The sequence below is a fragment of the Chitinimonas violaceus genome (assembly GCF_052601015.1).
In genome coordinates this window covers 57,506-71,859 of sequence record NZ_JBQXDJ010000012.1, presented here as the reverse complement: position 1 = coordinate 71,859, position 14,354 = coordinate 57,506, and the positions used below count along the sequence as shown (strand labels likewise).

At 53.1% G+C, this 14,354-nt stretch carries 14 protein-coding genes and 3 tRNA genes; 8 read left to right on the top strand and 9 right to left on the bottom strand.

Translation table 11 applies throughout. From position 1 onward, the window contains the following. Window positions 1–15: 15 nt before the first annotated feature. Complete coding sequence (phoR, locus tag ACUHMQ_RS06440) at window positions 16–1,326, top strand: phosphate regulon sensor histidine kinase PhoR (protein ID WP_445294626.1); 1,311 nt, start codon at window positions 16–18, stop codon at window positions 1,324–1,326. Window positions 1,327–1,463: 137 nt separating this feature from the next. Continuing rightward, window positions 1,464–2,537: a transaldolase gene (tal, locus tag ACUHMQ_RS06435; protein WP_445294625.1), complete on the top strand. Its 1,074-nt coding sequence runs from the start codon at window positions 1,464–1,466 to the stop codon at window positions 2,535–2,537. Between the two features lie 166 nt (window positions 2,538–2,703). Here the strand turns inward: tal and ACUHMQ_RS06430 are convergent, their stop codons facing one another. The 8 genes from ACUHMQ_RS06430 to folD all read right to left on the bottom strand — a co-directional run bounded on the left by ACUHMQ_RS06430 (window position 2,704) and on the right by folD (window position 9,725). After that, window positions 2,704–4,596 carry a potassium transporter Kup gene (locus ACUHMQ_RS06430; RefSeq protein ID WP_445294624.1) on the bottom strand — a complete coding sequence of 631 codons (1,893 nt, stop codon included), beginning with the start codon at window positions 4,594–4,596 and terminating at the stop codon, window positions 2,704–2,706. A 328-nt stretch (window positions 4,597–4,924) separates the two neighbouring features. Beyond that, window positions 4,925–5,467, bottom strand: coding sequence for a 1,6-anhydro-N-acetylmuramyl-L-alanine amidase AmpD (gene ampD, locus ACUHMQ_RS06425; RefSeq protein ID WP_445294623.1), 543 nt, complete (start codon window positions 5,465–5,467; stop codon window positions 4,925–4,927). Beyond that, the gene (nth, locus tag ACUHMQ_RS06420; protein ID WP_445294622.1) at window positions 5,464–6,096 is read right to left on the bottom strand and encodes an endonuclease III; all 633 of its coding nucleotides are present in this window, start codon (window positions 6,094–6,096) and stop codon (window positions 5,464–5,466) included. The genes ampD and nth overlap by 4 nt, the downstream gene beginning before the upstream one ends. A 14-nt stretch (window positions 6,097–6,110) precedes the next feature. Then, window positions 6,111–6,467, bottom strand: coding sequence for a PilZ domain-containing protein (locus ACUHMQ_RS06415; RefSeq protein ID WP_445294621.1), 357 nt, complete (start codon window positions 6,465–6,467; stop codon window positions 6,111–6,113). 327 nt (window positions 6,468–6,794) lie between these two features. Beyond that, window positions 6,795–7,040 (bottom strand): hypothetical protein, encoded by a 246-nt coding sequence (locus ACUHMQ_RS06410; RefSeq protein WP_445294620.1) that lies wholly within the window; start codon window positions 7,038–7,040, stop codon window positions 6,795–6,797. A 67-nt stretch (window positions 7,041–7,107) separates the two neighbouring features. After that, window positions 7,108–7,821, bottom strand: a complete 714-nt coding sequence (locus ACUHMQ_RS06405; protein WP_445294619.1) for an RnfABCDGE type electron transport complex subunit B — start codon at window positions 7,819–7,821, stop codon at window positions 7,108–7,110. Between the two features lie 8 nt (window positions 7,822–7,829). After that, window positions 7,830–8,855, bottom strand: coding sequence for a quinone-dependent dihydroorotate dehydrogenase (locus tag ACUHMQ_RS06400; protein ID WP_445294618.1), 1,026 nt, complete (start codon window positions 8,853–8,855; stop codon window positions 7,830–7,832). A gap of 15 nt (window positions 8,856–8,870) precedes the next feature. Further along, a complete protein-coding gene (gene folD / locus ACUHMQ_RS06395; protein WP_445294617.1) occupies window positions 8,871–9,725 on the bottom strand; it encodes a bifunctional methylenetetrahydrofolate dehydrogenase/methenyltetrahydrofolate cyclohydrolase FolD in 855 nt (284 codons plus the stop codon). Between the two features lie 109 nt (window positions 9,726–9,834). On the opposite strand from folD, the gene ACUHMQ_RS06390 reads away from it, so the two are divergent. The 3 genes from ACUHMQ_RS06390 to ACUHMQ_RS06380 all read left to right on the top strand — a co-directional run bounded on the left by ACUHMQ_RS06390 (window position 9,835) and on the right by ACUHMQ_RS06380 (window position 10,150). Next, window positions 9,835–9,911 (top strand) — tRNA-Pro (locus ACUHMQ_RS06390). Window positions 9,912–9,942: 31 nt separating this feature from the next. Continuing rightward, window positions 9,943–10,019: transfer RNA gene (locus ACUHMQ_RS06385), tRNA-Arg, on the top strand. 55 nt (window positions 10,020–10,074) lie between these two features. Then, window positions 10,075–10,150, top strand: a tRNA-His gene (locus tag ACUHMQ_RS06380). Between the two features lie 174 nt (window positions 10,151–10,324). Here the strand turns inward: ACUHMQ_RS06380 and ACUHMQ_RS06375 are convergent. After that, window positions 10,325–11,545 carry an aspartate aminotransferase type Ic gene (locus ACUHMQ_RS06375; protein ID WP_445294616.1) on the bottom strand — a complete coding sequence of 407 codons (1,221 nt, stop codon included), beginning with the start codon at window positions 11,543–11,545 and terminating at the stop codon, window positions 10,325–10,327. A 139-nt stretch (window positions 11,546–11,684) separates the two neighbouring features. On the opposite strand from ACUHMQ_RS06375, the gene ACUHMQ_RS06370 reads away from it, so the two are divergent. From ACUHMQ_RS06370 to ACUHMQ_RS06360, 3 genes are all read left to right on the top strand, one after another. Further along, entirely contained in the window at window positions 11,685–12,056 is a 372-nt protein-coding gene (locus tag ACUHMQ_RS06370; RefSeq protein ID WP_445294615.1) for a DUF2237 family protein, read from the top strand. 81 nt (window positions 12,057–12,137) lie between these two features. Further along, entirely contained in the window at window positions 12,138–12,791 is a 654-nt protein-coding gene (gene can, locus ACUHMQ_RS06365) for a carbonate dehydratase (RefSeq protein WP_445294614.1), read from the top strand. Window positions 12,792–13,028: 237 nt separating this feature from the next. Next, on the top strand, window positions 13,029–14,300 hold the full coding sequence (locus tag ACUHMQ_RS06360) for an Hsp70 family protein (RefSeq protein WP_445294613.1): 1,272 nt from the start codon (window positions 13,029–13,031) through the stop codon (window positions 14,298–14,300). Window positions 14,301–14,354 lie beyond the last annotated feature (54 nt).

Here is a 14,354-nt window from a genome sequence, read left to right as displayed (position 1 = left end):
TGACGGAGGATTTCCATGCTTTTGTGGCGCTCCGCCTTGCTCCTGGCAGGCATAGCCCTGCTCGGACTGGTGTTCCAGCCATTCTTTGGTTGGGCTGTCACGTTCCTGATTATCCTGGCCGGCATGGCTGGGATGCTAATCTATCACCTACGCAATTTGCATCGTCTCAGTCGTTGGCTGGATGACCCCACTCCCCAAAGCATGCCAGAGGCAATGGGCAGTTGGGATGCTGTCTACAGCAAGCTTTACCGCATGGTACGGGCGCAAGGTAAAAACCAGCGCATGCTTTCTGCTGCATTGGATCGATTTGTCGCAGCGGGTGAAGCTATGCCGGAAGGTGTGGTTGTTCTGGATGAGGAGGACCGGATCGAATGGTGTAATCCCCGTTCTATGGAACATCTGGGGCTCGATCGCACGAAAGATCTCGGCCAACACATCGCCTATCTGGTCCGCCAACCAGCCTTTCAACAGTACCTGCTCAACCAGGACTACAGTCAGCCGATCATCCTGCGCCATGTGGCGGGCAACAACTTTGTTCTGAGCCTGCAGCTGGTGCCATTCGACAGTACCCGCAAACTGTTGCTGACGCGTGATATCACTCAGCTAGAACGCATCCAGACTGTACACCGCGACTTTGTGGCCAACGTCTCGCACGAACTGCGCACACCGCTTACCGTGGTAGGTGGATTCCTGGAAACACTGCTCGACATGCCAGATTTGGATAGCGCAACTCGCGATGCCCAGCTGAAATTAATGTTCGAGCAGACTCAGCGCATGCAACGTCTGGTCGAGGATCTACTGACACTCTCCCGGCTGGAAAATGGCCTGGAAGGGCGGGATGAACGCGTCGACGCTACTGCCTTGCTCCAACAGCTCGCCAGTGATGCCGAAGGTTTGTCACAAGGACGACATAGTATTTCAGTCAGCCAGGAGACCGACCTTTGCGTACGCGGCAATTACGATGAATTGCATAGTGCGTTTGGCAATCTGGTATCCAATGCCATACGCTACACACCCGATGGCGGGCAGATAAAATTGTGCTGGAAACTGGATAACAGCCAGCCGGTTTTCTTTGTTACCGATACCGGTCTTGGGGTAGAAGCGCAGCACATCCCACGCCTTACCGAGCGGTTTTATCGCGTGGACCGTGGGCGTTCCCGAACCACCGGGGGCACCGGCCTTGGCCTTGCCATCGTCAAACATATTGCTCAACGACATCAGGCCAAACTGGATATCAAGAGCGAGATAGGCACTGGCAGTTGTTTCGCCATCATCTTCCCTGCCAACCGGTTATTGGACGTCGAGGAAGCGATATTTGCCAGATAGCCGCTCCGGGCCAGCTGGCAGCACAAATCGTGATATCACTAAAGATGTAGTCCAGCGCATACCGCTACACCAGTTGCCAGGCTACATCCCCCTCACCTACCATGGACTTTTCCTCTGATTCACGTGGTTGAAAGATCATGAACCCCTTGCTGCAAACCAAACAACTGGGCCAACGTATCTGGTTGGATAATCTATCTCGCGAGCTGCTGACCGGCCCGCTGCAAAAGCTGATTCAGGAAGACGAACTCGCAGGTGTGACATCCAACCCTGCCATCTTCCAGAAGTCGATTTCCTCTGGTGCAGGTTATGCCGACGACTTGGCCAAGCTTAAAACGCAGAATCTGACAACCGAACAACGTTTCGAAGCACTGGCCGTACCCGACGTACAAGCAGCATGCGATCTGTTCACCAAGGCCTACACCGATTCACAAGGTCTAGATGGTTACGTCAGCCTGGAAGTATCGCCACACCTAGCACGCGACACCGTGGGCACTGAAGCTGCAGCCAAACGTTTGTGGGCCGCCATCGCCCGGCCTAACGCGATGATCAAGATCCCTGCCACACCAGAAAGCCTGCCAGCTTTCACGGCCGCCATCGCAGCAGGTATCAACGTCAACGTTACGCTGATGTTTGGCAAACCACATTGCGATGCCGTCTTCAATGCCTATGTGGCCGGCTTGCGTCAACGCATCGCAGCGGGTGGTGATGTCCGCCAGATCCGTTCCGTCGCCAGCCTGTTCCTCTCTCGCGTAGATACGCTGGTTGACAGCAAGCTCGATGCCATCGGCGGCGATGCATTGTTGCTCAAGGGCAAAGCTGCCATCGCCATGGTGCGGACAGCCTATGCCCACTGGATGCAACGCTGGAATAGCAGCGAGTGCGCTGATCTGCGTGCCGCAGGCGCCAATATCCAGCGCCTGTTGTGGGCCAGCACCGGCACCAAGAGCCCGGCGTATCCCGACACCATGTATGTGGATGAGTTGATTGGCCCTGATACTGTCAATACGCTGCCTGATGCAACACTGGCCGCCTTCCGCGACCACGGCACTGCAGCCGCTAAACTCACCCAAGGAGTAGCAGAAGCCGAAGCGACGCTTGCCAAACTTGCCGGTTTGGGTATCGATATGGATGCGGTGGCCGTACAACTGCAAGTCGATGGCCTCAAACTGTTCGATGAAGCATTCGACAAATTGCTGGCTTTGCTGGGCTAGAAACCTGTCCACGATCTTGCTGCGCAGCTGTGATCAGGGCTTATGCGCTGCTCTGCACCCTGCTGAAAACTGCTCGCGACCGATCGTAAACAGGTTCTAGGCAACAGATATAAACAAAAAGCCGGATCATCTGATCCGGCTTTTTGTTTGACGGTACGGTAAAGCATCACATCTCAACTTGGGTCCCCATCTCTACTACCCGATTCGGCGGAATTTTGTAGAAATCGGTTGGGCGGGAAGCATTCCGCTGCATCCAGGCAAACAAACGCAGCTGCACCCAAGGCATCTTGGATGTTCTATCGCAGATGATGGTCTCACGCGAAAGGAAGAAAGAGGTCGTCATTTCTTCACAGACCAAGCCATGGTCACGCTCAGCCAGCGCCAATATCTCCGGTACGGCAGGGTCCTCGGTAAACCCATATGTTGCAATAAGCTGCCAAAAGGAATCGGACAACCGTACAACCTTCAATCGGTCCTTTTCTTCCACCTTGGGGATATCTGTCGACTGGATAGTAAGAAACACTACTTGCTCGTGCAGCACTTTGTTGTGCTTCAGGTTATGCAAAAGCGCGTGCGGAGTTGTATCGATGCTACCCGTCATAAAGATAGCGGTTCCCTCAACCCGATAGGGTGGGCTGGCCTCGATACTTTGCACAAAGATCTCAAGCGGTAGTTCACCGTCGTGAATCCGATGGAACAGCACGCGGCGGCCACGCTTCCAGGTAAACATCATGAGCAGCATCACCACCCCGACGGCAACTGGAAACCAGCCACCTTCTGGAATCTTGGGGATATTCGCAGCCAACAAGGCTAAGTCAATAGTAATGAAACCGCACAGCAACAGACGCACCAACATGGTTTTGCGAGGATTACCCGGCTTCTTGAGGGCAACAAATGCGGTCAGCGTTGTCATCACCATGATGCCGCAAATCGAAAACCCATAAGCCGCTTCCAGGTTGCCGGATGTCTTGAAACTGAGCACCAGCACCAGCACCGCCACACACAACGCCCAATTCACACTGGGCACATAGATCTGGCCGATCTCATTATCAGAAGTGTGGACGATACTCATACGCGGCATATAACCGAGTTGCACCGCCTGCCGGGTAATCGAAAACACGCCGGAAATCAGCGCCTGCGAAGCAATCACTGTGGCCGCGGTTGCCAAGATCACCAGCGGCAGCACTAAGGATTCTGGTGCTAGCAAGAAGAAGGGATGGTTAGCGGCGCTGGGGTCCTGCAATATCAATGCACCCTGGCCGTAGTAATTGAGCAGCAACCCAGGCAGCACCAAGGCAAACCAACCAATTTGAATGGGTTTACGCCCGAAATGACCCATATCAGCGTAAATCGCCTCTCCGCCTGTCACTACCAGTACAACAGAACCCAACGACAAGAAGGCCATCAACGGTTGGGCAAGGAAGAAACTCACTGCATAGGTGGGCGACAATGCCTTCAACACAGAAGGATCGTTAACAATGCTGTTTACACCCAGCGCGCCAAGACTAAGGAACCACAGCACCACCACAGGCCCGAAGAATTTGCCGACCCCACCGGTACCATGCTTTTGCACCGCAAAGATACCGAGAATGATGATCAGCGTAAGCGGAATGACGAAGCGACCGAATGAAGGGTCGATCACCTTCAGACCTTCTACCGCCGATAGCACAGAAATCGCCGGTGTCAGCGCGCCATCGCCATAAAACAGCGCAGCACCCGAGATACCCAGCAAAATGAAGATAGAGAACTGGCCGCGCTGGCGATGTGCATTCCGCAGCGCCAAGGCCATCAGCGCCAAAATGCCCCCCTCACCATTGTTGTCGGCACGAAGCATGAACAGCACATACTTCAGCGAGATAACCAATAACAATGCCCAGGTAATCAAGGACAGAATACCCAGGACATTATCCGGAGTAGCCGTAAGACCTCGCTCAGGATTGAAGCACGCCGCCATGGCATACAACGGGCTGGTACCAATGTCGCCATAAACGACACCAAGCGCGGCAAGGGTTAATCCGGCAAGCTTTTTCGGATCGTTCTGATTTGGGCTGGCATGCATTGCTTAATGCTTTCGTAAACCAGTTTGAGGCATGGCTGCGGATTATAGTCTTCTTGCTACACCAAGATGGTGCGCTGCAAAAGGGGATGGGTGTAGATAAGACAAACCCTTAGAACCTTTTCACGATCTTACTGCGCAGCCACGATCAGGGCTTATGTGCTGCTCGCAACAGTTAGTAAACAGCCTCTTGAATCCGTCCACTAGTCTGCTATTCGTCAGCAAGACTGCGTTGAAAACGCCCTTGGAAACCGCATTTACCGCTTGTAAACCCCGCCCCCCAAGGTGTTCTCGCCTTGTTTTGCACTATCTCGTGAGACCTCGAAAGGTTCTAAGCCGGGGCGGCATCCGGATAACGCGACCAATCAAAATAGGGGCCCGGATCGGTTTTGCGATCAGGTGCGATATGGCAATGTCCTACCAAATGGCGAATAGGGTAGCGAGCACGAATGGCTTTCAGCAGCTTATCCAAATTGGCGTACTGCGCAGCTTCATAGGGCCACGCATCGCCGCCTTCCAATTCGATGCCAATAGAAAAATCATTGCAGCGCTCCCGCCCCTGCCAACGCGATACACCCGCGTGCCAGGCGCGCGCGTTGCACGATACAAACTGAATTACCTCTCCTGTGCGGCGCACGAAAAAATGTGCCGAAAGGCGAGCATGCTGCAAGTCCTCAAAACAAGCATGTACCGCTGGGTCACAGCAATTGGTGAAAAGCCGCTCAACACCATCCCCGCCAAATTGGCCTGGAGGCAACGAAATCGAATGAATCACTACCATATCCGGCACTAAGCCATCAGGCCGGGCGTCCCAATTGGGCGATTCCACACGCCGTACCGATGCCAACCATCCCTCTGTTGATATCCGGCTCATACCGTCTTACCCCGAAACTCGCACAAATCCCGAACTACACAATCAGGACAGGCAGGCTTGCGGGCTTTGCAGACATAACGCCCGTGCAGAATCAACCAATGATGGGCATCGAGCATGAACTCCTTGGGAATCACCTTGAGCAATTTGTCCTCCACGGCACGCACATCTTTGCCTGGGGCAAGGCCCGTACGATTGGATACACGGAAGATATGGGTATCTACCGCCATGGTCGGTTGTCCAAAAGCCGTATTGAGCACCACATTGGCTGTCTTTCGTCCCACACCCGGTAATGCTTCCAACGCCTCACGGGTTTGGGGGACCTCGCCATCGTGCAGCTCCATCAGCATTCGACAAAGCTCGATCACATATCTGGCCTTACTACGAAACAAGCCGATGGTGGCGATATAGCTTTCCAACCCAGCCTGTCCCAATGCATAAATAGCAGCCGGTGTATTCGCGACAGCATAGAGCTTGCGCGTAGCCTTGTTGACGCCAACATCAGTGGCTTGTGCGGAAAGGACAACCGCGACAAGCAATTCAAAGGGACTGCTGTATTCCAACTCGGTACGTGGTTCAGGGTTTTGCGCACGCAGGCGCTCGAAAAATTCTTGGCGGGTGGCTTTGTTCACTGCGGGGCCTGGGATTATTCGGACTGTTGCAAATTGTGCTGGATGAAATTTTCGATCAACGTCGCTGTCTCACGTGGGTCAGAGACAAAACTCTCGAAAGCAAGACCGATATGGTAGCGACCCGTTGCCTCAACGGGAAGGCAGCTGGCCACTCGGCACCGCGCCTGAATGATGTGCTCTTTACCTGCCAATGGCAGCATAAAGTAAAGGTGGCATTCACTGTCGACTACCAATGGACGCTCATGCTCTACGCCAAGACCATCGCTGGAAATGTCTTCGATATGGCTCAACAAGCTTTCGCCACGTACAGGAACCAACTTGATCCAGGTCTTATAACGAATCCGGTCGTGAAGACGATGGTTAAGTTGCACAGCGGTTCTCTGTCTGAGGAAAACTGCATTGATAAGAAGTTGACCAGGTTTGCACAAGTACCTGGCCAAACATGTTCACGAACTGCTTCGAGTCGCTGTCAGAGCGCTGCTCGAAGTACATTAAGAACCTGTTTACAATCTTGCTACGCAGCTGTGATCAGGACTTATTTTCTGCTCGAAAGTCCCCGCAAGAGGGTAGCCGAACTGCTACGGTGCTTCGCACTAAGAAGTTCGCAGCCTCATGTACCCAAGTACATTCCGGTTTCTCCGCTGCTCTGTACCCTGCTGACAACGGCTCACGACAGATCGTGCAGGTTCTAACAGGTACTACTTACCCTGCTTATTAGGCGTTTTGTCTTTAGGGCTACGTAATTTCATCGGAATGGCGACATCCACCTTCCACTGCTCCTCTTCACGCTCACGCGCAGCCTGTATATAGCGCCAAATTGAAAAAACACCCGCAATTACGATCACAAAGATAACCGCAAAGGCTAAACCGAACTGTCCTTTCCTCACAAACACAATGAACAAGATAATGCCTATCGCGTAGGCGGCTTTACCAATCCAATCCATGCTTTCTCCTTGGTCAGCACAACGGCTTTATTCACCTGAATAGGTAAGCAGCCAGTATCGATTATCTTCAGGGCCCTTGCCCTTCCCTCAGGCGCTTTGCTCGCGCCATCATTTCTGCAATTCGTGCCGCTTTTGCATCAACACCCGATGCGGGTTCTGCCAACTTCACTGTATGACGTGCAAGCGCAGCATCAAGCTTTGCCTGGCTTTCCGGTGCAGCAAATTGCGAATCTGCCTTTTTTGCCAACGTTTTCGCAGCCAACCGCTCCGTTCGTTCACGCTTGTCCCGCTCAACACGGAACAAATGAAATTGGTGCCGACGCCGCCAACGGTTAGCTTCAGTCTGTAATTCCGTGGAATGTTCCGGTACTACGGCTGGCTTCAACTCAATGCAATCCACTGGACATGCAGGTAAGCATAGCTCGCATCCTGTGCATTCCGCCTCAATCACAGTGTGCATCTGCTTGACTGCGCCGACAATGGCATCCACCGGACATGCCTGAATACAAAGCGTGCAACCGATGCAGTGCAATTCGTCAATCAGCGCTAGTGTCCTGGGTTTGTGCTGCCCATGGACTGGATTGAGCGGCTTGATCGGTTTTTGCAGCAGCTGAGCCAACAAAGCAATACCAACATCCCCACCCGGTGGACACTGGTCTATATCCGCGTGCCCTTCTGCCAATGCTTCTGCATAACGATGGCAATCCGGGTAACCGCACTGGGTACATTGGGTCTGCGGCAGAATGGCGTCGATACGCGCTACAAGTGAGGCCGACATCATAGGAAAGCTTAGTTTTTCAGCTCGGCAATGGCTCGGATCGATTCAGCCACCAGCACTGGCCCACGGTAAATTAATCCGCTGTACAACTGAATCAAAGTAGCGCCAGCTTCAATCTTCTCAGCAGCATGGCTGCCGTCAAGAATCCCCCCTACGCCAATGATTGGCACCCGCCCAGACAAAGCTGTCGCCAATGCACGAATCACCGATGTGGATTTCGCCCGAACCGGCGTACCAGACAGCCCCCCCATTTCCTGACCATGACGAATATGCTCCACCCCCACGCGCGATAAGGTCGTGTTGGTAGCGATGACACCATCGAACTGATATTCGACCAGCAAACGGGCAATTTCCAGGACCTGGTCCGATTCAAGATCTGGTGCGATCTTCAAGGCTAACGGCACATAACGGCCGTGCTGCGTAGCTAACCGCGACTGCTCATTCTTCAATGCTGACAACAAACGTTGGAGCTCATCACTCTGCTGCAACTGCCGGAGATTCTTGGTATTGGGTGATGAAATATTTACCGCAATATAACTGGCATAGGGATAAACGCGGGTCAAGCAAGCCAAGTAGTCGTCATTGGCATTTTCGATCGGCGTATCGAAGTTCTTGCCGATGTTGATACCAAGTACACCACGGTACTGACTCGCCTCTACATTACGCACCAACGCATCAAGACCGCCATTATTGAAGCCGAGACGATTAATGATGCCTTCGGCTCCCGGCAACCGGAACATCCGGGGCTGAGGGTTACCCGGTTGGGGACGCGGGGTGACCGTACCGATTTCTATAAATCCAAATCCGAGATCACCCAATGCGTCGATGTGCTCACCATTCTTATCCAGGCCTGCAGACACACCCACTGGATTAGGAAAGCGCAGACCCATACATTGCGTAGGCAGTTCTTCCTCGCGACTTCCCAACACCGTCGCAAACCCTAACGCGTGTAAAGCTTCCAGGCCAGCAAAAGTCAGTTTATGGGCTCTTTCTGGTTCCAGTGAAAACAACAGCGGGCGCAGCAATGGATAAAGCATCAGTCAAATCTCAATTCAAGGATTCAGCTTGCAGCAAGCATCAAAAGTATTACGCATCAACATAGCGATTGTCATCGGCCCAACCCCACCGGGGACCGGGGTAATCCAACTGGCGCGCTCACGCGCAACGTCAAACTCCACATCACCACATAGTTTGCCGTCATCTAACCGGTTGATCCCCACGTCAATCACGATTGCACCCGGCTTGACCCAGTCACCCTTGACGAAATTCGGGATGCCCACACCTGCCACTACCACATCTGCCGCCCGTACCTTATCGGCCAAATCCCGGGTCTTGCTATGGCATACCGTGACTGTGGCACGCGCCAATAAGAGCTCCAGCGCAGCTGGGCGGCCTACGATATTCGACGCACCAACCACTACTACATCCTTACCCACTAGATCGACGCCTGTCTTCTCCAGCATCACCATCACTCCGTGTGGCGTGCACGGCCGTAGGAGCGGTATTTTCAACGCCAGACGTCCAAAATTGTAAGGATGGAAACCATCCACATCCTTAAGGGGATTAATCGTCTCAATCACCAGCTCAGCATTGATGTGCTTCGGTAATGGCAGCTGCACCAAAATACCATCGACGTCTGAATCGTTATTCAACTTCTGCACCAAGGCCAGCAAATCCTGCTCGGTCAACGTAGCTGGCAGCTCATAGGATAACGAGCGAAAACCTGCTTTCTCGCACGCCAACTTCTTATTACGCACATAAACCGCCGAGGCTGGGTCATCACCCACCAGCACAACAGCCAAAGCTGGCGCACGAAGACCACTGGCACGACGCGCTGCTACCTTTTCGCCCACATCAGCGATGATTTCAGCAGAAATCTTTTTTCCATCAAGCAATTGCGCGCCCATACCCCAGCTCCAAACAGAATACAAAGAAACCAATTCTCTCATTTTTCACTCAGTATCCCAAGCAAAGGCTTGACAGCCTACCTAGACCCCCCTAATATTGCTGGCTCGTCGGGGCGTAGCGCAGCCCGGTAGCGCACCTGGTTTGGGACCAGGTGGTCGTGAGTTCGAATCCCACCGCCCCGACCATAGTTTTCTCCCGGCAGTTCAATTTGAAGATGCGCCCGTAGCTCAACTGGATAGAGCAACGGCCTTCTAAGCCGTAGGTTACAGGTTCGATTCCTGTCGGGCGCGCCAAATCGACAATCGCTTTGGCCCGTGCAGTGTTAATTTCTAAATCTCATTACCAGTGGTGGCTGTAGCTCAGTTGGTAGAGTCCAGGATTGTGATTCCTGTCGTCGTGGGTTCGAGTCCCATCAGCCACCCCATTTGAGTACAAATAAATAAGCCCAACTTCAAAATTGGGCTTATTGTTTTTTGACTTGCACAATGCGAATAGCTTATTCAGCTTCGCAACATCTAGTTAGCTGCCTTTTGCTGCCCCACACTTACAATAAAATAGCCCCCCTGATATTCAGAGGGCTTTATTTTTACTGGCCCACTTATTCCCCGTTGGCTACACGCAGCGCCAAAGCAATGCCGCGCGCAGCTTCCTTAATTTCAGGAAGCGAAGGAAAGCTCGGTGCAATACGGATATGCTGGTCGCTTGGGTCTTTACCATACGGAAAAGCAGCGCCAGCAGGTGTCAATGTGATACCCGCCTCTTTGGCCAGTTCCACAGTACGCTTGGCTTTGCCCGGGGGCGTGAGTAAATCGATAAAGTAGCCGCCCTTGGGATAGGTCCAGCTCACGCCATCAATACCGCTCAACAGTGCCTCGAATTGCTCCAGGACCACATCAAACTTCGGCTTGAGAATCTGGCTATGTCTCTCCATCAGCGCTTCCACGCCAGCCTTATCTTTCAAGAAACGAACATGGCGCAGTTGATTGATCTTGTCCGAACCGATAGTACGAGTGGAAACCGCCTTGGTCCACGCTGCAATATTCGCAGGCGAAGAAGCCAACGCAGCCAAGCCCGCACCCGCCAGCGTAATCTTACTGGTCGACGCAAACACCAGGGTACGATCAGCATTACCCGCCTTGGCGCAGGCATCGATCAGATTCGCGACTTGCAGACTATCTGGACTCAGGTGATGTACCCGATAAGCATCATCCCAAAAAATGCGGAAATCAGGGGCTGCAACTTTCATTGAGGCCAAACGCGCCACCACCTCATCTGAATAAACTACGCCACCTGGGTTACTGTATTTGGGCACACACCACATGCCCTTGATACTCGCATCCTCAGCCACCAGCTTTTCAACCAAATCCATATCCGGGCCGGTTTCACCCATCGGGATATTGATCATCTTGATGCCCAGCGCTTCGCAGATGGCAAAGTGGCGATCGTATCCAGGCACCGGACACAAGAAAGTGATCTGACCCTGCTGTCCCCAGGGCTTGGCACTACCAGGCACGCCATATAACAAGCCAAACACAATACTGTCGTGCATCAGCGCCAAGCTGGAATTTCCATCGACCACTACTTGGCTAGCTGATACATCAAGAATGCTGGCAAACAATGTACGCGCTTCAGGCAACCCAACCGCCCCACCATAGTTACGGGTATCAGTCCCATCAGCCGCTTTGTATCCATCCACAGCACCAAGAAGTGGCAATGCCAAGTCGAGTTGTTCTGGTGCTGGCTTGCCACGGGACATATCGAGCTTGAGCCCCTGTTGCTTGAAGGATTGGTACTGAGCGAGCGATTCTGCGTGATTCATGATGTATTCCGAAATACAAAAGGGAGAAGGTCGTGCGGACTATGCCCGTGATTTTACACATAGATATACATTTGAGTCCTTGGCCGAAAGGCTTGGCAACGAGGATAATCTCAAGCTTTGGCATTCCCAGATCGCACACATGCAAGCCTCCATTAATGTTCTTGGCCAACCACTGGTCAGTTGCAGCACCCGGCCCCTCACAGGCTTCTTTCGTGACGGCTGCTGCAACACCGGTTCCGAGGATACAGGCCGGCACATTGTCTGCGTACAAGTAACCCAAGCCTTTCTCGATTTCTCAGTTGAACGGGGTAATGACCTTGTTACACCGCGTCCGGAGTATGGACTCAGCGGGCTGGTGCCGGGTGACTACTGGTGTCTGTGCGCCAGCCGATGGATAGAGGCGCTAATGAAGGGTGTCGCAGCACCCATTCGCTTGGCAGCCACCCATGAAGATGTACTTGAACTCGTATCACTGGAAACACTTGTTGTGCATGCCCTAGATCGCCCCTAACCGTATCGTGTATCACTACCCACAATCAGCTACGAAGCTCCAGTCAGTTCGACTGAACCAGAATAACCAGCAGGACAGCCTATGACCCACAAACTCGATCATCTCTTTGCCAACAATCGGCAATGGTCGGCAAAAATCAAAGCCCAGCAGCCCGACTTCTTTGAGCAACTGTCGCTTCAGCAAAGTCCAAAGTACATGTGGATAGGCTGCGCCGACAGCAGAGTCCCCGCCAACGAATTGATAGGCTTGCTACCAGGGGAAGTCTTTGTTCATAGGAACGTAGCAAATCTAATCGTCCACTCTGATCTCAACTGCCTGTCGACGCTGCAATTCGGTGTTGATGTGCTGCAGGTAAAACACATTATCGTCTGCGGGCACTACGGTTGCGGTGGCGTAAGGGCTGCGCTGAACGATACCCGCATTGGCCTGGCAGACAATTGGCTGCGGCATATCCAGGATATCCGCCGCGTACATACACGCTGGCTGGACAAATTTCCGCCAGAAATGCGCGCCGATATGCTGTGCGAACTGAATATCGTGGAGCAGGTTGTCAATGCAACCCAAACCACCGTTGTGCAGGATGCCTGGGCACGCGGCCAGGATGTAACCGTGCACGGTTGGTCATATCGGATAAATGACGGTCTGCTGAACGACCTGGGCATGAGCATATATAACCCGGAAGCCCTGCTCGACCTTTACCGGGAATACTTCAAGAAGAATGAATACGCAGGTTGACCACGAAACCTATGGGCTACTCATGGTGATGTAACGCCTAGTAACTTGGCAGCACATCACCCATGTAACTGGCCCCATCCGGGGCTCCTGCAAATGTTGAAGACTCCCACAACATTCGTTGTGCAATGACATCGTAAACAGGCGCTAAGCCTCTGATCCGTATTACCTAACTGGACAGTACGAGAGGACTTGCGTAGGATCGCGCGCCCTTTTGCCTTAAAACGTCGGAGTCCTTCGATGTCCTCTCCCACCATCTCAGCCCGCGCCTGCGGCATCGATTTTGGTACATCCAACTCCACCGCTGGCTGGTTGCGTCCGGGTCAATCGCCTTTATTGGCATTGGAGGATGGCAAAACCACCCTGCCCTCCGTCGTTTTCTTCAATGCAGAGGAAGACAGAATCAGCTATGGCCGTGCCGGGTTGGATGACTACCTGGAAGGCTATGAGGGCCGGTTGATGCGCTCGTTGAAGAGCCTGCTGGGTTCCAGTTTGATCGATGGTCAAACTGAAGTAATGGGTCGTGCCTTACCGTTCCGCGAACTGCTGACCCACTTTATCGGGGAGCTGAAAAAACGCGCAGAAGCCAGTGCTGGCCGAAATTTTGATACCGCAGTGTTTGGCCGTCCGGTTCATTTTGTTGACGATAACCAAGCTGCCGACCAACAAGCCCAACGCACTCTGGAAGAAACCGCCCGGGCCATCGGCTTCAAGGAAGTCAGCTTCCAATTCGAACCGATTGCAGCAGCATTTCACTACGAGCAAGGTATTACCAACGAAGAATTGGTGTTGATTGTCGATATCGGTGGGGGTACTTCCGACTTCTCGCTGGTCAGGCTTTCACCCAAGCGAGCGAGCCTGCCCAACCGACAAGACGATCTCCTAGCAAATGGTGGCATTCATATTGGCGGTACTGACTTCGACAAATATCTCAGTCTGAATACCATCATGCCATTGCTGGGTTACAAAACCCGGTTGCAAAACAACTCAGAAGTCCCTTCCAGCTATTACTTCAATCTGGCCACTTGGCACACCATCAACTTCAACTACACACGCAAGATCTGGATGGAGTTGCAAGACGTCTACCGGGATGCACGGGAACAGGACAAGCTGGACCGCTTGCTACGACTGATCGAACACCGCGAAGGCCACTGGCTGGCCCTACGTGCTGAAGAAGCCAAGATCGGATTGTCGTCCATGCCCTCTGTGACTTTGTCCCTGGATCGTATCCATCAAGGGCTGCAGCACGACATTGAGCGCAGTGACTTTGATACGGCGGTCAACCATTTGGTCGATGGCGTCTCAGGAACAGTCCAGCAGTTACTCCAGGATGCCTCCCTCTCGACCGAACAAATCGATACGGTTTTCTTTACTGGTGGCTCCAGCGGCATCCCCCTATTACGCCAAAGTATCGCTGCACTGCTGCCTACTGCCCGTACAGTAGAAGGTGATCTATTCGGCAGCATTGGCGCAGGATTGGCAGTGGAGGCTCAACGCCGTTATGGTAACTAGGAACCTGCTTGCGATGCGTTACGAACAGCTGTCTGCAAGCTGAAGCGCAGAAAC